This window comes from Cupriavidus sp. D39, assembly GCF_026627925.1.
Classification (GTDB): domain Bacteria; phylum Pseudomonadota; class Gammaproteobacteria; order Burkholderiales; family Burkholderiaceae; genus Cupriavidus; species Cupriavidus ulmosensis.
The window spans coordinates 377,870-397,219 of record NZ_JAPNLE010000006.1 but is presented as its reverse complement, the minus strand read 5'-3'; the positions used below and the strand labels follow the sequence as shown (position 1 = coordinate 397,219).

Below are 19,350 nucleotides of genomic sequence, written 5' to 3'. Positions count from 1 at the left end.
AAGTAACTGTGCTAACGGATCATTTCTGCCAATCGAATCAGGATCCGATGCTGGACCGGAGCTCGATGTAGAAACCCGCTTGATCGGTAGGCGCTGCGGTTCAGCTTAGCCCCGCCTCTATGACAAATCGAGAAGTCGGGTTCTTCTTTGCGGTACTCACGAAAAGCCAGTCTTTGGCACGTGTGAGCGCTACGTAGAAGAGTCGGCGCTCCTCGGCTTCCGTGCTACCTTCATCTGGGACTACAGTCTCCTCGGCGCGGATAACCCACGTGCCCGACCACTCGCGTCCTTTGGAAGCGTGCATGGTCGTCAACACGAGCGCGTCAGGGGAGGGCTCGTTGTTTGCACGCCGTAGGAACTCCAAGCGATCAGAGAAAGGTCCATTCAGTCGGGATAAAACGTCATAGGTTGTGTTGATCGCGCGCTTAGCCTGGTCTGCCATTGCCCACTGCAGCATCCACTCCCGAACGCCGTCAAGAATGAGGGAGAAAAACTGCCGCTCGCAGAGCGAACGCCATTCGGAGAGCTTCTTAATCAGATCGCGATACTTGTCCGCGGCATGCTCTGATATCCCGATCGCCACAAGATCCTTCTTCTTGAGCTGGTCAAATTGCGGAGACGGCCCAGTCTTCCGGTGAAGTAGCTGAAGGTCCTGAGATCCAAGGCCCGCGTAGCCAAGCAGAGCGTCTAGACCAGTCTTCTTCGTCTTCTGGATTAGCTCCAGGAGGCTCCCCATCAACGCGGCCTCTGGTCGATCGAGTATTGAGCGGCCGGCGGCACGGTAGTACTTCACGCCGTGCGAGCGGCATACCGCCTCCACTGGGTCGAGTATTCGGTTGGTCCGCGCGAGTACAGCGGCAGTCTTTCCCTGTCTTAGTACTGGCACTAGCGCTTCAACCGCAGCAACGGCTTCTGCGTACTCGTCATCGAAGCGCTGAAATCCAACGCTGCCTCCGGGGCCTCGGTGCGCCACCAATTCTTTCGGGATTCGGTTCTGGTTGTTGCGGATGACCTTGTCCGCGGCGGCCAGGATCTCGGAGTGCGATCGGTAGTTCTGGCCAAGGACAACCGGTTGCGCGTCAAACTGCGCAATGAAGGCCTCCATACCTTTAGAGCCACAGGCGTTTCTGAAGCCGTATATGCTCTGATCATCGTCACCAACAATAGTGACTACAGCGCCTGCTTGTGCGTGCTGTGCGGTCCACATGGTTTGCAGTCCGTCACAGTCCTGATATTCGTCGACAAGTAGATAGTGGAGTCGATAGGGCTCGATCGTGCCGCGCTGCATGCCGTCAACAGCGAGACGCAGGAGGTCCTGAAAGTCAACCCTCCCATTGCGCTCCAGAGCGCGTTGATACGCGTCAAAGAGTTGCGCCTCGATGGTTGCAGGCGGCGGATTGGAAAGCTCAGTCTTCAGTCGTTCAATGACGGCGACTGCGTCTTCGACTTTCCACTCTAGACCAATGTCCTCGAGGACCTGGGTGAGGATGGCGATGCGATCCCCGTCGCTTGCGATATCGGGGCGCTTCCTGTCCGCTTGGCCAAGCTGCTTGTAGGCGAGGGAGTGGAATGTCCCCGCTAACAACCGTCTCTTCGCACCCGGTCCTGCCAACGCCACGATGCGGTCGCGCAGTTCCACTGCGGCATCCTTGCTGAACGTCACCGCGCCGACCGTGGCATTCGGATCCGCGAGCAGCATTGCGGCCTTGGTGGCGATGGTCTTGGTCTTTCCGGCACCTGGGCACGCGACGGCGACGCAATGCTTACGCAATTCCACCACTTCGCGCTGGGCCGGATTAAGTTCATCAAGCATGGGAAGTGCGCTCATCGGGACGCTCAATGACTTCGATGTGATCATCAAAGCCTCGCCAGTGGATGCCGTCGTCGTCGCGGATCACGAGACGGCCGTTGTTGCTGTCATGCGCGATGACAATCCCTTCACCGAACGAATTGAAGTCGGTCTGGAATTCCACCCTGGCGTTCGTCAAGTCCATATGGTTTAGCCTGTCAATCGGTCGGTCGGTGTTTCGGGGTGGATGCCGCCCGCGAACAGGAGGGGCGGCACGTAACGTTCAGACGCCGCGCACTGTGGTCATCAGCTTCAGGTGGGTCGTGTAGCCGCGTAGGCCGAGCGGGTGGAAGCTGCGCAAGAAGCGCGCCACCTCGTCGTTGATGTCGGTCTGGTCGCGAATGCCATTCCACACCATGAAGTCGAACTGATCCATCGTGCGGTCGAACTTGGCCAGCACGCCCAGCACGCGCATCGAGAAGCGAGAATAGGCTTCGACCGTGAGGCTCAACGATGGCAGCGTGACCGTCGGCTCAAACACAATGTCGCTCTTCGCTCGCATCTCTGCTTCGCGCTGCGTGCGCAGCGCTTCGGCGACGCGCAACTGTTCGTCGACGTAGTCCTCCATGCGCGACAGCGCACGCTCGAAATATTCTTCCACGGCGGCCAGCTCCGACTTGGCATAGGTGGCGCTGCCAAAGCGCTGCAGGTTGATGCTCATGCGGTTCATGAACGGCCACCATTGTTCAAACAGGGGGCGCAGGCGCGTGTGGTTGAGCTTGATGGCGACCGGTACGACCGCGGCGCCGGCCAGTTGGCGGGTCAGAATCTGGACGCCGATTTCACGACGCCGGCGAATAATCGCGGCGCGGTCCTCTGGCTTCAGTTCGCGAAAGCGCTTGCGGGTGTTGTCGACCTCAGCTTTCTTCTCAGCGGCCTCCTCCAACGAGATCAAGCCCTCTTTGCGCAGCGTCTCGGCCGCCGCATCCATTTCTTGCAGTTCGCGCTCCAGCGAACCGTCGTCCGCGCCGTCGGTGATGCCGGTGCCGGTGCCGGTGCCGGGAGCCATGTCGGCCAGCTCGATCGCCGGGACACTTGCGGCCAGGGTATCGGTTGCTGCGGCGAGTGGCGCGTCGTCCAGTGTGGCGACAACGGCGGTGTCAGTGTTGGTGGTCATGCTGTTCTCTCCTGAATGGACCCCCAAGGTTGGGCGATCCGCGTTGAATGGTTGCGTTGTGGTTGATGTGTGTGCGGCTACCGGTTCGAATGGAAGCTGGCGGCAAGCTGCCAGGCGAGGGCTCCGATGCAGACGGCCGCGCCCGTCCAGACTGCGGCGGGCAGCGACATAGGCATAAGCAGGGCTGAGCCGCTAACGCCAAATGCGACCAGCAACCCGTGTGCCGCGAGGTGGAAACCCACGGGACTGGCCACCCCCGCCGCAGCGGCCCTGATGCGGCGCTGCACCGCGCCGTCGTTGAGCATGGATGCCATGAAGAAGATCGCGCCCCACAACCAGTTGCCGGCGACCGTGGCCCGATAGATCGCGCGGTACAGTTCCATCCAGAGGTGCCGCATCCAGTTCGAGGCGATGCCGGCTGTGCCCCCATCGCTGACAAGAGTCTGGTTCGCGGAACCGGCATAGGAGCGGCGTATCGCGCCCGAGTCGACGAACCACGCGCGGAACCGGTCGTTGGCGCGACTGGCTAGGTCGTTGGCCCGGTCTTCCCCGAACACGGATTCGACCGAAGCCTGCTCAGTGGCATCGATCTCGAAGTGCCTGTCATCGGTCAGCACGGGCGCGAGTGTCGCCAGTAATACGGGCGTGACGACCAGCCACAGGCGCATGTGTGAAGCGAAACGACTGTTGGACATATCAGCGCAGCAGGGAATGAAGTACCAGGCACGGAATCGCGATGAATGCGATAAGGCCACCCCAGAACTGTGCGGGGCGATCCTGTTCGAACTTCACCAGCGCCATGGCGAACGCATGCCGGCCCTGGATGAACCCTTCCGGTACCGGGGCATCGGCCTCGTTGGCGCGCACCCACGCGCGCATGTCCGCGACCTCATTGGGCGCGAGACGGGCGAGCTTAGCAATGAGCGTGTTGGCTACTGGCATCGTATTCCTCGAAATAGCGGCGGAAGGTCGGTCCCTTGAGGACGCGAGCGGCCAACTGAAAAGCGGCGCTGCGCGGCGTGATCGGCTCGGGGCACGGCTCATCGACCATGCGGCAGACATATCCCGGCAACTGCCGCGCCTCGAACAACGGGATCGGCTCCAGGAAGGGGGCCCAGACGTTGTACTTCTCGCCCTTGAAGGCGGCATAACGCTTGGCATACAACTCGTGCGACCGCGCAAAGAGGCCGCGCATGAAGGCGACGTTGCCGTCGTCGGCCTTGCGCTCGACCTTGTAGCCGGCGAGCGCGTCCATCAGCATTTCCTTTACCAGCGGCTCGTCGCGCACGATGAAGTTCAGGCCGATGAAGTCCACGAGCCGGGTGCAGACGTCGTCCAGTTCCGGGAAGCAGAGGAAGACGGGAGACAGTTTGGCCGACAGCTTGTGCTGCTTGACGATCTGGCGAAACAGGCTGGACATGTGCGAACTTATCCTTCGATGATGGGGATGCGGCCCAGGTAGACGGCGCCACCGGAGACCCGCAGGAAATACTGGAGGTTAGGCAATCGGGTAATTAGCTGGATTGGAATCAAGGGCACCTTTTCCAGCTGCCGGGAACGGGACACCGAGCCGCTGAATTCGCCCAAGTGGGCTTCACTGCCAGTGCTGGTGCTGCTGGACTGGACGATGTTGGTGATGCCGGTTTCGCCCACCTTGTCCGAGAACCACTGCGCCGTGTCGGTGTCTTCCAATCGTAAGATGATTTGGTTGTTTAAGTTCGCCAAGACTTGCAGCATTTTTGCTGCGTTACCGAGTTTCGCCTCCAAATCCGAGCGGCTCTGGAAGGCGACGAAGGCCTTGAAGCCCGCACCGCGGCCCTTGTTGAGGATCTGGATCACCTGCTCGTTGATCGCCTCGGCCACCTCGTCGATGATGAGCACAACGCTAGGCGGCTTGTCGTAGAAGTTGTAGATCGTGCCGGCCACCGATGCGATGTCGGACAGAATCATCGAGGCAATGGCCTTGGCGACGATGCTGTTGGACATGGAATCGAGCCCGACGCACAGCACAGCCTTCTGCTTGATGATCTTGTCGATGTCCCAGATCTCCCGGTCGTCATCGAAGTCATCGGCCTTGGGCGCCAGCATCAGGCCGGTCTCGCCGGTGGCGAGCATCTGCAGCAGGGGCAAGGCGGACGCAATGATGCGCATGTAGTGCTCGCGGTCATGCGTAAAGGTCGAGACCAGGCCGTCGAGTGACTCATGGCCGCGCCCGACGTTGGCAAAGCGCTGGAGGTAGAGTTGCACCATGCCGTCGAGCAGGGTGGCGCCGCTCTTCTGGCCAAGCTTCTGCATGAAGCCGTTGACCTCGTCCTCCCAGTCGGCCATGCCGGACTCGGGGAAGAAGCGCTTGAGGCAGCGCTCCAGCAGGCTGTTGATGCCGGACTGCGCGTAATTGAGGATGGAGCGCAGGTTGGGCTTGTCGCCGACGTACAATTCCCCTTGACCGCGCGGTCGATGAAGAGGAACGCGAAGTCGCGGAACGGGCCTTCCTCCATCAGTTGCGCGATGCGGCTGGGGATTTCGGAGGGCTGCGACCAGTTTTCCAGCGGGTTCAGGCGGATCGACTCCGACGGCGCGGCCTGTTTCCAGTACAGGAACTTGCGCCCGGTGCGCTCGCATTCTCTTTTTATGCGATCTTTGAGGTCACGATCATTTTTGGGGTCAATAATAATTAAAACATCTTCGGCATTATGGATCACTTGTGTCGAAATGATCTCATACGTTCGCGTCTTGCCTGCGCCCGTGGTGCCCCCCACCGCCGTATGACCGCCGAGCGCCTTGTAATGCAGAGGCACGCGAACCTTCTTGGGTTCCATGCCGTGAATCCACGACTGGCCTTGCGGGGTCCGGTCCGGGATGCTGTTGGCGGGGGCAAACCTGGCCTCGATGGCGCGGGTAATGTCCGTGGGCAGCCAACGTGGCAGGCCCGGGATTTCCGAAGTCGGCATGCGCAGGATGTCGTGCGCGATCTGACAGTGCTTCTGCGTCCATTCGAAGCCGGTACCCAGATACATGGCATCGTCGCGCTCGCGCAGTTTCACGCTCTCATCGAGCAGCTGGTCGATGCGGATCTTGGCGAGCCACTTGGTCGAGATGGCCATGCGGAAGGCCAGCGCCCGCCATACCTGCGTGCCGCGCAGCAATAGCATGACGGCGCAGAGGACGGCGAAGTGGCCCGCGTGCGGCATCCCCGATGCGGAGATCAGCACCAGGCCCAGCGCCCAGCCGACCGCGGCGCGGGCCTCGAACATGGGGCGGAAGTGATTGATGTAGCGAACCATGGGATCAGGTAGGGTGGTTGGGGCGCGGCAGGATCAGCGTGCCGATTCGCTCCGTGAGAACGAGGTCGGTGCCCTGCAAGGCGTACAGCAAGCTCTCCTTGCGCAGCTTTTCGATCAGCGTTTCGCTGGCGATGCCGTAGTTGCCAAGCACCTTCTTGGGAAGGACCAGACCCTTCTCGGCCCACGCAACCTTGACCTTGCCGGCGGTGACGTCCTGGGCGAGCGCCCGGAAGAACTCGCTCATCATTCGCGATCCTCCCAGCAGCAAGGTGAATGGGTCCGGCGTGTCGCGGCGTGCCCGGCCGATGGCGGCGGCATCGATGGCGCCGGCTACCGGAGCGCTCGGTGGCGTGGCAGGCGCGATGGTCGTTGCTACGGGCTCTGCCGCTGCCGGCTGGCCGGTGGCCGTCGTGGCCGCGACAGGCGCGGTGGCGGATGGCTCGAACAGGGAGGCGGCGCCCGCTGCCGCGCTGGGCGGCGGCGCGACCGGTTCCGCAGCCTTGGCAGCAGGGCCGACTTTGGGGTTAGCAGCAGACGCTCCGGGGGTAGGCGCGGCGGCAAGCTGTTCGGCCGACGGCGGCACGGTGGTGTCCGGGGCGAAGACTGCCCGGCGTGCCTTCTGCTCGTAGTCACGGGTGGCTGCGACTGCCTGGCGCACAATCTTGTGCAACTGTGCCTCGAACCCGGTCGGCATCGGGGCTGGGTTGATCGCGCCGAACAGCTCCGTCAGCACGGGGCCATCTAGCCACGACAGCGCGTCGGCGCCAAGGATCGAGCGTGCCAACAGGGCGCTGCGCATGCGTTCCACCGGCAGCGGCGCCGCCAGACGTATCACGCGGTAGGGGTTGCCCGCAAGCCACGGATGAAACGCGCCGTGCGCGGCGGGCACCCACTGCTCGCCGGTATCCTCGCGCACGAAGTGGAAGTGCCGGCAGGGTTCATCGAGCCAGGAACAGCACGCGGCCAGAAAGAGTGCGTGCAGGTACTGGGGTTCGAGGCGGCGGCGGCGCTCAGAGGGCTGGTCGGCCGCGAACTTCTGTCCCCCGACAGCCGCATGGCGAAGTAGACCACTTCGACCGTGGCACGGAACGCGCCGCCGGGCTCGGCATGTTGTTCCGGTTGCAGCGGCATGGACGAGAACCAAGTAGCGCAAGAGCGGAGTACGGCCAGCCATTTGCCGTCGAACGCGGCAGGGTCGGCCTCGTTGGCGTACTGGCGGATCAGGGCAAGACGCTTACCTTGTGTTGCCAGCTGCGTGTCGGCATCCATGGGCAGATGTTGTGTCATGTCAGAAGAGCTTTCCAAGCTTCATTGCACCTTTGGCTGCGCCCGCAGCAGCACCGCCGGAGATGCCACCGCCCGTGCCGAACAGCGAGCCGGCCAGCTTCGGAATCTCGAAGGAGATGAGGAGTACCAGGACGGACAGGGATGCGGCCTTCCAGCCGGCGGCGGCGGTGCTTGTTCCTACGGTAGCGACCTTCTGAACGGTCTCGCCGGTGGCCGCCGCGACCAGGTTAGCGATGATTGCCGACGTCACGATATACATGGATGCCGTGACCATGAAATCGAACCACGCCCAAAAGTACTTCCGGGTGTATTCGGAAAAGCCCAAGGCCACAGCGATTAAGCCTACCGCCAGGCCGACGGCGGCCTGCAGTTGCCCAATCATGATGTAGTAGGTGTAGACGATTGCCGCGATGGCAGTAAGAAGAAAGGCAATCAGCAGGCCGAGGCCCGAAATAATTGCGTCCAGCTTGTTGTACCAGGAGGCGATCTTGATCGCAGCGATAAACGAATCCAGAAATTTCCCGGCGGTATAGGCGAGGACTGAGCCAGTGCCATAATTGCCGCCGCTCATGGCTCGCGCGATCTCATCGAACCATTGGAAGATGCCTATGCCAAAGGAGTCGAAGCTGAGATAGATCGCGGAGAAGATGCCGAGGACCGTTAGTGTTTCGAGGAACTCCACCCAGGCGCCGACAGGGTGTCGATGTGCCATGAATTGGATGGCGGCGATCGTGAGTGTGATCACCGCAAGTGCCCACGCGAACTTGCCAGCCTCCGGCGCTGTGGTGCGGCTCAGCGCAATGCCGCCGCTGAGCAAGCCATCCCGCAGTGCCATCAACTCTTTGACGGTATCCGACAACGCCTCGCCGGTTGAGCCAACGGCGGGCATGGGGACAGCCGAACCCCCAGACGGCGCTGACGACAGCGACGGTACTGGTTGCGCCAAGGGAGGAATCGAGACCTCCGATTGCGCTCTTGCCGGCAAGGAGACGAGGGAGAGCAACGCCAGTAGCGCCAGTAGCGCGGCAACGGCGGCGCGGAGGATCGTGGTTCGTTTCATGTCAGCCTTACTTTCCGGACGATGTTCCGCGATTGAAGACGGTCTGTCGGAGCTGCTGCAGTTCAGCCGCCTGCTGAAGGGAAAGCGCCTCGGCTGCGGTGGTCTTCTCGGCCGTGTCCGAGTTGGCCTTCTGGTCTTTGATCGCGTCGGATTGGGTCCTTGCCCCCATCAGCTGCAGCAGGTCTGCATTCTGACTGGCCAATACATCGAGCATCTGGTTCGTGAGTTGGGCGGTAGCTTCGGTCGTCTGATTCATCTCAAGGTCTGACTGAAGCTGCTTTCGGCGTTGCGCCAGCTTTTGATTGTTCGCCGTGATGTCATTGCCGAGGCTGAACAGGCGCTTGGCCGTCTTGTCGCCTGTGTCGAGCAGCGTGCGTTGGTCCTGGAACCATTGGTCCGGGGTCTTGCCGGACTGCACGACCATGCTCTGCACGCGGGAGAGATAATCGGCGTTGTTGGCAAGGCCACCGTAGAGGTCCTGCAGCGTCTGGCCGTACTGCTCGTGCCTCTTGATATCGTCCTTGATCGAGCTCGCCTGGGCCAGCATGGAGGTCGAGTCGAGCCCAACCGCCTGCTGCAGCTGGTTGAGCATCATCTTGTACTGGTAGGTGATGTTGGTGTTTTCGTACACTTCGGTCTTCAGCGCCTGCGCCGCCGTCATCGTGTTCTTGATGAAGTTGGCCGCGTCAAACACCGGCCATCCGCTGGCGTGTGCCAGCGACGAAGCGCTCAGGGCCGCGGTGACAAGCAGTTTTGCAGCGATCTTTTTCATAGGGTTCTCCAGTGTTTGAGCAGGATCCGCGTTAGCCGCGGGCAAGGACTTCTCGGACGTAGCGGTCTTGCCATTCGGGGTGCCCGGACGCGTAGTGCCGGTCCAGCACTTCCTGGGCATAGCCGTCGGAGCGCAGCATCGCGATCATTTCCTTGCTGAACGCGGTCTGCAGCATCCGGGTCTGTGCCTTGGTGGTCCAGAGGTAGTCCCGGTTGGGCACGGCCTCGGCAATCATCTTCACCTGATCGTTGGTGAGGCCGAACACGTCGCAATACAGGTCCTTGCTGGTACTGGCCTGGCTGTTGGGCAGGTAGAGGATGTTGGCGATGTTGTCCTTGAGGATCTCGAAGTCCGCGACACGTGCGATCTGCTGCAACGATTGCGTCGCCATCCAGATCGCGCCGTTGAGCTTGCGGATCGTCACGATCCAGGTCTCCAGCCGCGCATAGAAGCGTGGATTGGTGAAGAAGAAGCCGGCTTCCTCTACCTCGATGATGGTGTAGCGCGTGCCGCCCATCGACTGGCTGATGCGGTAGAACGCATAGTCCATGAAGAGGGCCGCGGCGCGTGGGAAGGTCACGAACAGGTCGCCCATCTCGATCGAGAGGTCATCGCTCACCTCGAAGGCGTCCTCCACGTGGTCGAAGAAGTGACCGTACTGCCCACCCTTCACCCAGATCTGCAGGCGCTCGCGCAGCGAAGCGTGCAGTTGCGTGCAGAGATTCGAGAGCGTCCAGTGCTCACGCGAGAAGCGCGAGAGGATCTGCACAGCCTGATACAGGTCAGTGCGTTGCTGCGGCGTGACCCGGAACTCGTCGTCCTCGATGGCGAGCACCAGCCAGTCGGTGACATAGGCATGGTTGCCCGGACTACCCAGCAACGACAGAGGATTGCTCTGTGTGGCCGCCTGAAAGCGGCCGGTCACGTCGACGAATTTGCCACCGGCCAGTAGCGTCGGAATGCGCGTTGAGCGGTCCTTGTCGAAGCGGATGCGTCGGGCACCCTGGCGGCCCGCCTGCGTGACAAGGAAGTTGAGCATCACGGACTTGCCGGCGCCGATAGGGCCGAGTACGAGCAAGTGGCCGTTGCCGCCGGGTTGGTGCATGTCCACCCGTTGCGCGGTGCGGTGGCGGGTTGGCAGGCAGGTGAGAGGTGGCGTCTCCACGCCCGACAGGTTGGTGAGCCAGTTGTTGCGGGTCGGACCGGGCCGCACCGAGCGCAGCGGGGCGATGTCGGACACGGTCGGCGTTTCCACGAATTGCAGCCGACGCTGCTTATCCCAACGGCCGGGCAGGGTGCTGTTCCAGGCCGGTAGCAGGTTGGCCTTCTCGCGGATCGGACCGAAGCCGGCGTTGGTGATGGCACCCACGACGTCGCTGACGGCATCCTCGCACTCGGCCTCTGAGTCACCGTAGACGATGACCGAGATATTGACGAAGCCATGCTGCTGGCCTTCGGCGGTCAGGCGCCGCAGCGCGTCGCCCGCCTCGGCGGCCAGTTGCTCGCGGCCCTCGTCGTTCTCCGCTTCTTCCTTGGCCGCCGCCTGTTTGACGATCGCCCAGAGGTTGAAGCTCGCCATCTTGTAGAAGCGACGAATCTTCTCGATGTAGTTAGTGGCCTTATGGGTGTCCAGGAACCGATAGAGAATGCAAATATCCAGTTCGACGTCGAGTTGCGTGAGGGCGTCGAGCGCGGCTTCCTGAAAGCCCATCCATTCCTTGACCGCCACGACAGCGGCGTAGCGCTTGCCGTGTGCCGATTCAAAAAGCAGCTTGTCGGAACCGCTGGTCACTTCCGACTCGGTCAGATGGGTGTCCAGCAGGGTCACCGGGAAGCGAATGCGGCGCGGTGGCACGGTCGGGTTGGCGGTTTGGTGCAAGGCTGCGAGGCTGTCCTGCAGGGACAGGCGCGTGAGGCCGAGCTTGGTCACGCCGCCCGCAAAGGCGTCGAGCATCGATTCGAAGCGCTTGGCGTCGGCCTCGGTGCGTTGCAGGTCGAAGGCGAAGGCATTGCGAGCCAGCAACACGTCCTTGGCGGTTTCGAAAGCCGCCATGACGAAGTTCTTGCTGCCAACCGTCATGTGGTACGCCATGCGCTCGAACACCTTGTCGATGCCGTTTTCCGGCGTATAGGCGAGGGCCAGAGAGTGTGTGTTGTGGAAGTATCTGCCGTTCGCCATATGCTCGCGGTTGAGCGCGTCGATCCGGGCGTCGGACGCGGCGGGGAAGGTGCCGCCGATGTAGCCGCGGGTGCGCCGGTGGCGTAGCCGCCACCACGCCGTCACGCGGCTGTCGAAGCTGCGGCAGGCCTGGTCGAGTTGGTCGCGGGCGGCTGACACGTCTTGCGTGTTGGGGCTGTCCGCATCGATGCCGTCGAAGTCATAGGTCGCCAGCAGCGAGCCGTCCTTGTTCAACACCAGGTCAGGGGTGACGAGTGTCATCCATGGTGCAATCTCTTGCATGGGGCGGCGTTTCAGCATGGCAGGTCGCTATCGAAGCCATAGGGGCGGCGGAAGCGCGGGCTGAGCTTGCCGTGCCACGGCGTGGGTTCGTACACGTCGCCGTAATGGTTGTAGACGTTCAGCACGAGGTTCCACCACGGGTCGCTTGTGGTGAGCCAGCGCAGGAAGAGGTGGACGCAGAGGCCAACCAGGAAGAAGCCGGCCACTGTCCAGATGCCGCCCGAGTAGGTGGCGTAGCACAACAGGGCCGTGATGGTCCCGTTGGCAATCGCAAGACCGCGGACAGCGCCACCCATCATGCGTGGTAAGGACAATGACCGGCTGACGGTGTGCTGACGCATGATCAGCAGTACTGGGTGAGACCGAGGTTCTTGGCAATCGGAATCGCGGCGGCTGCCAGGCCGATGCCAACGATGGCCGTCATGACGACCTTGACGATGGTCGACTCGGAGTTGGCAATGCCGATCGCACCCAGAATAATGACCACTACGCCGATCACAAAGAGGATGGGACCGCTGACCAGCGCCTGGATCGAGCAGATGATGTTGGTCAGGCCACTGAAGAGACCGAGGTCGGCGGCGAAAGCACTCTGGGCACACAGGAGCAGCGTCGCGCCCAGCACGAGGGCGGTCTGCTGCGAACGGGTCCGGGCGGCGTTGAGCTGCATCCCCGCTGGTCGGTTGGAACGGAACATGGTTTGTTGAACTCCCAGTCAGAAAACGCGATTGACGACGTAGTCGCCATGTTTGAAGCCCTGGATCTCCAGGATTTCCGAGACATGCCGCATCTCGCCGGTGCGGCGCAGATGCAGAACGTAGTGGAAGCATTCGGCGATGAGCTTGCGCATGTCGTCCAACTCCCAGCGGGAGCCGGTTGGGATGCCGAGCATCGCCAGACTCTCCAGCCGCGACAGGGCGGATCGGGCGTTGTTGGCGTGCAGCGACGCCATGCCGCCGTCGTGGCCGGTGTTAAGCGCTTGGAGCAGGTCGAAGGCTTCGCCGCCGCGCACCTCGCCAACGAGGATGCGGTCGGGTCGGAAGCGCAGTGACAGTGCGACCAGTTGCTGCGTGGTCACGCGGGTGTCGGCATTGGATAGCAGGCGCACCTTGTTGGGCACCGTCAACTTGAGTTCCATCGTGTCTTCGATGGAGAGCACCCGTTCGCTGTGCGGAATCTCTGCGACCAGTGCATTGAGCAGCGTGGTCTTGCCCGAGGACGTGCCGCCTGCGACCAGGATGTTCTTGCGCTGCACGACCAGTTGGGTAAGCGCCGCCTTCAGCGCCTCGTCTTCCACCAGGCCGTCGAAGATCGGCTTTTCGGCGGTGGTGTCGCGCGCGACACGCGACGAGAACGCGCCCATCTGGACATAGTCGGCCAGAGACAGGTTGGTTTCCCGGTGACGGCGGATGCTGAGCGCGTTGCCGTCAATAGCGGTCGGCTGCATCACCGCGGCAATCCGCATGCCCTTGTAGCCTGCGTTGATGATGCCCTGATCAGTGCCGCGGACTGCGGATTTCTGCACCGAGGCCGCAAGCGCCCGCACGGCGCCTTCGACCATGGCCGGTTCGAGCCGGATATCGAGTTGACGCAGTTCCCCATGTCGTTCGATCCAGATGCTCTCGGGATGGTTGATCATGACTTCGGCAATGTCCGATGCCTCGACGAAAGCCTTGATGGGGCTAAGCGCCTGGAAGAACATGGCGACCGCGCTCGCTTCGAGCTGATCGAATTGCAGGGTGGGGTGAGCGGCTGGTGCAGACATGCCGCTATTGTTCTCGTTCGGCGTGCTCGTGTGCGACTGAAAGGTATGCGATTTTCGTGAGCTTTTCGCGGATACGGGACGATCCCTACGACACGCCTTCGCGCGGGGGAGGGGGCGAGCACATGAGTCCCCCCTACTTGCAGTAAAGCGTATGAAAGCAGCGTCTTATCGCCAGTAGGGCGGACTCATGTGCTCGGGGGCAGGGGCCGCAGCGCTAGTGTGAGCGCACAGTAGTGCAGTACGTCGGCGTTCTCCACGCGACCGCTAAGAAAGTGGTCTCTGATGTAAGAAAAATTGAAAGCTGTCGAAAATCGTATAGCTTTCGCCGCGCTGTGGGGGGCGTTTCGCTGGTCAAATTAGCGGCATCCAAACAGGTGCCCTAATGCCACTGTTCTCCCGCCGCAACGAATCCAAGAAGGTCCTCTCCCCCGCCCCCGGCATGTACGCGGGGGAGGACGTTACGCAGTTCCTGTTCGACCGCACCGCACGTGTGGTGGTCGAGCGCAATCACTGGAAGCTGGCCGCGCTGGCGGCCGCCCTGGTGGCGGTGGCGGCAGTGATGACGCGCCAACCGCCCGAGCCGGTCGTGCGCGTGGTCGGCGTGTCCGGCGATGCCAACGGCAAAGCGGTGGCGCGGGAGCTGGACGCCTACCAGCCCAAGGCGCTGGAAATCCAGGTCGCATTCCGCGACGTGGTCACGCGCATGTTCACGATTGAGCCGGTGCTGACGGCCGAGATTGAGGACTCGCGCATCTTCCAAAATATCAACGCCGTGAAGAAGCAAATGGTGGGCGCCGCGCGCAAGCAGTTCGAGGACTGGCTGGCGGAAGACGCACCGTTTCGCGCCATCGCGCAAAGCCCCTCGCTGGTGCGCGAGGTACAGGTCACCAACATTGCCTTGCTGCCGGACAACACCGTCGCGGTGGAGTTTGTCACGTCCACCCGCGACGAGGGCACGAAGCCGCGCAAGCAGCGTTATGCGATGACCTTCCGCTACCAGATTGATCCCCCGACGAGCGACGCGGCCCTCTCAGCCAATCCATTTGGCATCTATCCCGTGTTCTTCAGCATCCAAAAATCCGCCGCCTGAGCCATGTCCCACTACCTGCGTTCCCGTTTCTCCGTCGTTGGCCTGACAGCGGCCATCTGCCTGATGCTGTCGGCAGGCCCCGGCTTCTCGGCCGACAAGCCCTCGCGAAGGGCGCCGCCGCCGCTGCCCGCGCTGGGCATTGGCGACATGGCCGACGCCATGAACCCGATGAATCCGTTTAATGGCGGGGTGGAGCCGGTAGCCTTGCCCGGGGACTCGCGCCTGGTGGTGTTCCCCTACAGCGCGGATCAGATCTTCCGCGTGCTCACCGCCCCGTTGAAGACGACGACGATCGAGTTCGGCCCCGACGAGCAGATCGTGGGCGATCCGGCCTGGGGCGAGAACATCCGCTGGAGCTTCGACACGGACGGCGCGAATCACCTGTATGTGAAGCCGAACGGGCCCGGTCTGGTCAACACGCTGTCGGTCAATACCAACAAGCGCAGCTACGAGTTCACGCTGGTGTCCTCGCCGCTGGGCGGGATCTTCTACCAGAAGGTGCGCTTCCGCGTTCAGGCCCCATTCGGCGCGAAGTCAAAGGCGCGCGCCGAGCAGTCGGGGGCGCCGGAAGAGCGTGATGGCGGTGCGGCGCTGCCCGATGCGGTTGCGGTGTCCCCCGACAAGCTGAACTTCGACTATGGCGTGTCGGGTAGCGCGAGTTTCAAGCCCGAAACGGTGTTTGACGACGGCAAGGCAATCTGGATGCGCATGCCCAAGGCCGCCGATTGGCCGGTGGCGCTGGTCAAGGACGGTAGCGACTACGTGGTGGCGAACTTTATCCGGCGCGGCGACTTCCTTGTGCTGCAGCGTCTGGCCGACGAGGTTGCGCTGCGCTCGGGCGATACCGAAGTGACGGTGCAGCGCGGCAAGCGCCGCATCCTTGGCCTGTTCTGAGCGAGGCGCGCACCGTGAAGCAGCCCGTGACTGACGTTTCCGACGCGAAGACGCGCCTGACCAGCGGCAAGGTGCCGCGCAACATCGTCACCACCCTCGGCGTGGTGGCGGCGGTGGCGGTGGGTACGCTCGGCTATTTCTACCAGAGCGGCATGGAGTCGGACCAGGCTAAGGAGGCCGAAGCGAAAAAGGCCAAGAAGCTGCAGGAGCGCACCAGCAGCCCCGACAGCGGCGGACTGGACCAACTCATCCGCCAGCAGCAGGAGGAAGCGCGCAGGCAGGCGGCACTGCAGGCGGCGTCGGCCACCAAGGCCGAGCCGGCAAGCAAGGCCCCAGTCATGACGGCAAAGGATTTCGTGCAGCCGCCCGCGACTCCGGCCACCGGTGAGCTGGCCAAGGCGAATGACACGGATACTGTCATGTCCTCGCCGATCTTCAAGCAGGACGGCGGCCGCATGCGCCGGGACGCAGGCAAGCGCCAGCCTGATCTTGCCGGCGTTGTCGACCCGGCCCAGATGCGAAGCCAGCAGCAGGTCGCCGCGGGAGGCATGGACGGCGTCGGCGGCTTGGGTGGCATGGGCGGGGTTGGACCGGGCGGCGGCGACACCGCGCCCGTGTCGAGCGACAAGCAGTTCCTGCGCGGGGCCGCGGCCACGACCTTCACCCGCACCGGGTTCGCCGGCAAGCTCGCGCCGTGCACGGTGAGCCAGGGGTTCGTGATTCCCGCTACGTTCGTCGGCGGCCTCAACTCGGACAAGCCCGGCGAATTTCGCGCCACCGTCACGAACGACGTCTACGACACGGTCAACGGCACTTGCAAAGCCATTCCGGCAGGCTCGACGCTGGTTGGTACATACAGCAGCGACATCGGCATCGGGCAGGAGCGCATTCTGGCGGCATTCACCCGGATGCAACTGCCTAACGGCAAGTGGGTACCGCTGCTTGGCATGGGCGGGGCCGATCCAAACGGCTATGCGGGCATCAGTGGCGACGTCAACAATCACTTTTTCAAGATCTTCTCGGGGGCCCTGATCATCGGCGTGCTGGAGCAGCGCTTTAACAATACTGCAACCGCAACGACGGCCACTCCGGGAGGTATCACGACCTACGGCAATACCGCGGGCCAGGTCGCCGCGCAGACGGCGCAGACGATCCTGAACCGCAACCAGAACATCCGCCCGACGATTACTACGAAGCCGGGCCAGAAGATGATGGTGCAGGTCAAGCACGACATCGTCCTGGAGCCCTACCGTGATTAAGGGTGCTGCCGCGTTCCTGTTGGTGCTGGCCGCGACGGGCGCCGGCGCGCAGACCGTCGAGGCAATGGTGAGCCCGACCACGCTGATCGTGCGCGACAGTGGCGGGGCGCGCATCGTCTCGCTGCCGGGAAAGCCTGTGCTCTATTGCGGGCTGGATCCGTTCGTGGGCTGGTCGGCGCGGTTGATTGGGGCGACGCTGCGCATGGAACCCGACCAGGCGCCGGCGGTCGAGTCGCACGGGCGGACCATGCCGCTCACGGCGCTGCTTGCACGCGACGGCTGGCTGCGCCCTGAGACGTTGGACGAGGGCGCCCAGGTGGCGCTGGTCGAGCGCCGTGGCGGCTGGGCGTGTGCACCGAAGGCGGAAGCCTTTGCGCAGATGAGCGCGCGCGTCGATCCGCGGATCCTGGCCAGCATCGCCATGAGTGAATCGGCGTATCGGGGCCGACCCTGGCCGTGGACCCTCAACGTGGCCGGTCGCGGCATGTACTTCGCCACTCGGGAAGATGCGCATGCCGCGATCAATCAACTGGTTTCTGAGAAGCGCTGCAATTTCGACGTTGGGATCATGCAGATCAACTGGTGTTACCACGGCCAGCGGTTCGCCTCGTCGTGGGACGCGCTGGCTCCGGCGACCAACATCCGCGTGGCCGAAGCCATCCTATCGGAGAACCTGCAACGCAGCGGCTCAGCGATGAAGGCGGTGGCGTGGTACCACAGCGCCGACCCGAGCCGCGGCGGGCCGTATCTGGCTCGATTCATGAACCACTTTAAGCAAATGGACAGCAGGGCCCAATGAGCAAGCATCTTCTTTACGCCGCCGTCGCCCTCTTGATCAGCGGACCGGTATCCGCCGCGCCGACCGATCCGTTCGACTTCGACTACCAGGTCGTGGCCAAGGCAAGCGACCGGCCGGCGATGATTTTCAACGACGGCAGTAGCACCTACATCCAGCCTCGCGCTGGACAGCAGATTGTTGCGGTAGGTGGGCAGCAATCTGGTCCGTATATCGTGCTGGATGGCGTGCCTGATGTCGTGCGCTACACAACGAACGGAAGCGAGGTGGTTGCGCGCTGGACGCGAGCCAACGGGTTCACGGGCGAGCCCGCGAATCCTGCCGGCGAATTGCCGCGCGGCTTCAGCGGCTTTAGCGGGCGCATTGCGCTGATTGGCAATCACAGTGGACTCGCGCTGGTGCGCCAGAGCGACACGACGATGCCGCTTGCGCCGTTGATCAAGACCCTCGCCCCGGCAGGCTGGACCGGATCGGCGCAGAAGGATATCGCCCTGAGCCAGGAGATCCGCTTCGCCACGCGCGCTGGCGAGAACTGGGTGCAATCGCTTGAGCGCCTGCTGGCGCAGCGTGACCTGTACGCAGAACTGGATTTCGAGCGTCGGAACATTGCGCTACGGGCGACGGCGCCAAAGTCTCTGGCCGTCGCCGGTACGGGTGCGGCGTCTCCTGCCGGGTTGGCGCCGGTCAATGCTGCCCCACAGATGATGGCAGCTTCGACGATCGCGACCTTGGTGGCAGAGGCGGCTGGCGGCACAGCCGAAGGAGATGGCTCTGCCCTGGGCGATGCGTTCGACGCGCAAGCCATCCGTGACACCAAGGCCGGCCGAATCGAGATCCGCTTCGAGAAGAAGCCGACCGGTCTGGTGGTGCGCCGTGATGGCGGCGAGGAACTGGATACGACCTGGAACGAGGACGAAAGGGTGCTGTCTTTCCGCACCGCGGATCGCTTCACGGTCAGCGGCGGCGGCAAGTCGGTTGAGGTCGCCCGGGTGCCGGGGATCGCCTATCTCTTCCCCCAAGACAACGCGGCTGGGCTGGAGCGCGTCTTCGAGAAGGATGGCGCAACCTATCTGAGCTTCCGCCAGTCGTTGGTTCAGGTCTCCGTCTTCGACGAGAGCAACCGCTCCAATGGGGAGCACAAGGACCGGTATTACAAATACAACGGGATTAGCGCTCGCCTGACGGTGATGGCGGACGGTAAGGCGGTCACGGTGAACAGGCAGCCGGAGGTTCGGTTCTATGAACGGGCGGCGGCGCTATGAGTTTCCGGCCACGGCGGTACATGCCGCTTCTAGCTATCGGGCTTGCCCTGGGGGCGACGGGTTCCGTCATGGCGGACTGCCTGGACGATGCCGCCGTCTTCCATCAAGTGAGCCCAGTGTTGCTGCGCGGCATTGCGCAACACGAGTCGGGAATGCGCGCGTATGCGATCAATCGCAACACGAATGGCAGTGAAGACATTGGCCTGATGCAGATCAACACGGTGCACCTGCCCAGGCTTGCCAAGTACGGAATTACGCGGCAGTCGCTGTTCAATCCTTGCGTCAGTGCCTACATCGGTGCGTGGATTCTGCGCGAGAACATGGAGCGTTACGGGCCAACCTGGGATGCGGTGGGCGCGTACAACGCGGCCTCGCCGGATAAGCGCCTCAGGTACATCAACCGCATCTACAGCACGCTGCAGCGCGGCGTTCCGGCCAACCAAGCAATTAGATAACC

At 62.9% G+C, this 19,350-nt stretch carries 20 protein-coding genes and 1 pseudogene; 6 read left to right on the top strand and 15 right to left on the bottom strand.

The features are described from left to right. Positions 1-100 precede the first annotated feature (100 nt). From OMK73_RS06075 to OMK73_RS06010, 15 genes and pseudogenes are all read right to left on the bottom strand, one after another. The gene (locus OMK73_RS06075) at positions 101-1,828 is read right to left on the bottom strand and encodes an ATP-dependent helicase (RefSeq protein ID WP_267601192.1); all 1,728 of its coding nucleotides are present in this window, start codon (positions 1,826-1,828) and stop codon (positions 101-103) included. Beyond that, entirely contained in the window at positions 1,806-1,994 is a 189-nt protein-coding gene (locus tag OMK73_RS06070; RefSeq protein ID WP_267601191.1) for a hypothetical protein, read from the bottom strand. Before OMK73_RS06070 ends, OMK73_RS06075 begins: the two co-directional genes overlap by 23 nt. 78 nt (positions 1,995-2,072) lie before the next feature. Continuing rightward, a complete protein-coding gene (locus tag OMK73_RS06065; protein WP_267601190.1) occupies positions 2,073-2,966 on the bottom strand; it encodes an ATPase in 894 nt (297 codons plus the stop codon). A 77-nt stretch (positions 2,967-3,043) separates the two neighbouring features. Beyond that, positions 3,044-3,661 carry a DUF4400 domain-containing protein gene (locus OMK73_RS06060; RefSeq protein ID WP_267601189.1) on the bottom strand — a complete coding sequence of 206 codons (618 nt, stop codon included), beginning with the start codon at positions 3,659-3,661 and terminating at the stop codon, positions 3,044-3,046. A 1-nt stretch (position 3,662) separates the two neighbouring features. Continuing rightward, positions 3,663-3,908 (bottom strand): hypothetical protein, encoded by a 246-nt coding sequence (locus OMK73_RS06055; protein ID WP_267601188.1) that lies wholly within the window; start codon positions 3,906-3,908, stop codon positions 3,663-3,665. Further along, positions 3,880-4,386: a hypothetical protein gene (locus OMK73_RS06050; RefSeq protein ID WP_267601187.1), complete on the bottom strand. Its 507-nt coding sequence runs from the start codon at positions 4,384-4,386 to the stop codon at positions 3,880-3,882. Before OMK73_RS06050 ends, OMK73_RS06055 begins: the two co-directional genes overlap by 29 nt. 8 nt (positions 4,387-4,394) lie before the next feature. Continuing rightward, a pseudogene (traD, locus tag OMK73_RS06045) lies at positions 4,395-6,250 on the bottom strand (conjugative transfer system coupling protein TraD). Between the two features lie 4 nt (positions 6,251-6,254). Further along, on the bottom strand, positions 6,255-7,166 hold the full coding sequence (locus OMK73_RS06040) for a hypothetical protein (protein WP_324291668.1): 912 nt from the start codon (positions 7,164-7,166) through the stop codon (positions 6,255-6,257). Then, positions 7,082-7,537: a hypothetical protein gene (locus tag OMK73_RS38140; protein ID WP_324291667.1), complete on the bottom strand. Its 456-nt coding sequence runs from the start codon at positions 7,535-7,537 to the stop codon at positions 7,082-7,084. Before OMK73_RS38140 ends, OMK73_RS06040 begins: the two co-directional genes overlap by 85 nt. A 1-nt stretch (position 7,538) precedes the next feature. Then, a complete protein-coding gene (locus OMK73_RS06035) occupies positions 7,539-8,597 on the bottom strand; it encodes a type IV secretion system protein (protein ID WP_267601186.1) in 1,059 nt (352 codons plus the stop codon). 7 nt (positions 8,598-8,604) lie between these two features. After that, positions 8,605-9,369, bottom strand: coding sequence for a conjugal transfer protein TrbJ (locus tag OMK73_RS06030; protein WP_267601185.1), 765 nt, complete (start codon positions 9,367-9,369; stop codon positions 8,605-8,607). A gap of 31 nt (positions 9,370-9,400) precedes the next feature. Next, positions 9,401-11,848: a VirB4 family type IV secretion system protein gene (locus OMK73_RS06025; protein WP_267601184.1), complete on the bottom strand. Its 2,448-nt coding sequence runs from the start codon at positions 11,846-11,848 to the stop codon at positions 9,401-9,403. Further along, positions 11,842-12,171 carry a conjugal transfer protein gene (locus OMK73_RS06020; protein ID WP_267601183.1) on the bottom strand — a complete coding sequence of 110 codons (330 nt, stop codon included), beginning with the start codon at positions 12,169-12,171 and terminating at the stop codon, positions 11,842-11,844. The genes OMK73_RS06025 and OMK73_RS06020 overlap by 7 nt, the downstream gene beginning before the upstream one ends. Before the next feature lie 2 nt (positions 12,172-12,173). Next, the gene (locus OMK73_RS06015) at positions 12,174-12,524 is read right to left on the bottom strand and encodes a TrbC/VirB2 family protein (protein ID WP_267601182.1); all 351 of its coding nucleotides are present in this window, start codon (positions 12,522-12,524) and stop codon (positions 12,174-12,176) included. Between the two features lie 18 nt (positions 12,525-12,542). Further along, a complete protein-coding gene (locus OMK73_RS06010) occupies positions 12,543-13,592 on the bottom strand; it encodes a CpaF family protein (protein ID WP_267601181.1) in 1,050 nt (349 codons plus the stop codon). Between the two features lie 382 nt (positions 13,593-13,974). On the opposite strand from OMK73_RS06010, the gene OMK73_RS06005 reads away from it, so the two are divergent. Genes OMK73_RS06005 through OMK73_RS05980 form a run of 6 tightly spaced genes read left to right on the top strand, consistent with a single transcriptional unit; the run spans position 13,975 to position 19,348 of the window. Further along, positions 13,975-14,682 carry a type IV secretion system protein gene (locus tag OMK73_RS06005; RefSeq protein ID WP_267601180.1) on the top strand — a complete coding sequence of 236 codons (708 nt, stop codon included), beginning with the start codon at positions 13,975-13,977 and terminating at the stop codon, positions 14,680-14,682. 3 nt (positions 14,683-14,685) lie between these two features. Further along, on the top strand, positions 14,686-15,576 hold the full coding sequence (locus tag OMK73_RS06000) for a TrbG/VirB9 family P-type conjugative transfer protein (protein ID WP_267601179.1): 891 nt from the start codon (positions 14,686-14,688) through the stop codon (positions 15,574-15,576). Between the two features lie 14 nt (positions 15,577-15,590). Continuing rightward, on the top strand, positions 15,591-16,835 hold the full coding sequence (locus OMK73_RS05995; protein WP_267601178.1) for a TrbI/VirB10 family protein: 1,245 nt from the start codon (positions 15,591-15,593) through the stop codon (positions 16,833-16,835). Then, entirely contained in the window at positions 16,828-17,634 is an 807-nt protein-coding gene (locus OMK73_RS05990) for a transglycosylase SLT domain-containing protein (protein WP_420715467.1), read from the top strand. Before OMK73_RS05995 ends, OMK73_RS05990 begins: the two co-directional genes overlap by 8 nt. Continuing rightward, on the top strand, positions 17,631-18,893 hold the full coding sequence (locus OMK73_RS05985) for a TrbG/VirB9 family P-type conjugative transfer protein (RefSeq protein ID WP_267601177.1): 1,263 nt from the start codon (positions 17,631-17,633) through the stop codon (positions 18,891-18,893). Before OMK73_RS05990 ends, OMK73_RS05985 begins: the two co-directional genes overlap by 4 nt. A 20-nt stretch (positions 18,894-18,913) precedes the next feature. Further along, positions 18,914-19,348, top strand: coding sequence for a lytic transglycosylase domain-containing protein (locus OMK73_RS05980; RefSeq protein WP_267601176.1), 435 nt, complete (start codon positions 18,914-18,916; stop codon positions 19,346-19,348). The last annotated feature ends 2 nt before the right edge of the window (positions 19,349-19,350 follow it).

What these genes read in the sequence shown, in the direction of transcription:
- OMK73_RS06075 (WP_267601192.1), bottom strand. Translation starts at nt 1,828, where the DNA reads ATGAGCGCACTTCCCATGCTTGATGAACTTAATCCGGCCCAGCGCGAA.
- OMK73_RS06070 (WP_267601191.1), bottom strand. Translation starts at nt 1,994, where the DNA reads ATGGACTTGACGAACGCCAGGGTGGAATTCCAGACCGACTTCAATTCG.
- OMK73_RS06065 (WP_267601190.1), bottom strand. Translation starts at nt 2,966, where the DNA reads ATGACCACCAACACTGACACCGCCGTTGTCGCCACACTGGACGACGCG.
- OMK73_RS06060 (WP_267601189.1), bottom strand. Translation starts at nt 3,661, where the DNA reads ATGTCCAACAGTCGTTTCGCTTCACACATGCGCCTGTGGCTGGTCGTC.
- OMK73_RS06055 (WP_267601188.1), bottom strand. Translation starts at nt 3,908, where the DNA reads ATGCCAGTAGCCAACACGCTCATTGCTAAGCTCGCCCGTCTCGCGCCC.
- OMK73_RS06050 (WP_267601187.1), bottom strand. Translation starts at nt 4,386, where the DNA reads ATGTCCAGCCTGTTTCGCCAGATCGTCAAGCAGCACAAGCTGTCGGCC.
- OMK73_RS38140 (WP_324291667.1), bottom strand. Translation starts at nt 7,537, where the DNA reads ATGACACAACATCTGCCCATGGATGCCGACACGCAGCTGGCAACACAA.
- OMK73_RS06035 (WP_267601186.1), bottom strand. Translation starts at nt 8,597, where the DNA reads ATGAAACGAACCACGATCCTCCGCGCCGCCGTTGCCGCGCTACTGGCG.
- OMK73_RS06030 (WP_267601185.1), bottom strand. Translation starts at nt 9,369, where the DNA reads ATGAAAAAGATCGCTGCAAAACTGCTTGTCACCGCGGCCCTGAGCGCT.
- OMK73_RS06025 (WP_267601184.1), bottom strand. Translation starts at nt 11,848, where the DNA reads ATGCTGAAACGCCGCCCCATGCAAGAGATTGCACCATGGATGACACTC.
- OMK73_RS06020 (WP_267601183.1), bottom strand. Translation starts at nt 12,171, where the DNA reads ATGCGTCAGCACACCGTCAGCCGGTCATTGTCCTTACCACGCATGATG.
- OMK73_RS06015 (WP_267601182.1), bottom strand. Translation starts at nt 12,524, where the DNA reads ATGTTCCGTTCCAACCGACCAGCGGGGATGCAGCTCAACGCCGCCCGG.
- OMK73_RS06010 (WP_267601181.1), bottom strand. Translation starts at nt 13,592, where the DNA reads ATGTCTGCACCAGCCGCTCACCCCACCCTGCAATTCGATCAGCTCGAA.
- OMK73_RS06005 (WP_267601180.1), top strand. Translation starts at nt 13,975, where the DNA reads ATGCCACTGTTCTCCCGCCGCAACGAATCCAAGAAGGTCCTCTCCCCC.
- OMK73_RS06000 (WP_267601179.1), top strand. Translation starts at nt 14,686, where the DNA reads ATGTCCCACTACCTGCGTTCCCGTTTCTCCGTCGTTGGCCTGACAGCG.
- OMK73_RS05985 (WP_267601177.1), top strand. Translation starts at nt 17,631, where the DNA reads ATGAGCAAGCATCTTCTTTACGCCGCCGTCGCCCTCTTGATCAGCGGA.
- OMK73_RS05980 (WP_267601176.1), top strand. Translation starts at nt 18,914, where the DNA reads ATGCCGCTTCTAGCTATCGGGCTTGCCCTGGGGGCGACGGGTTCCGTC.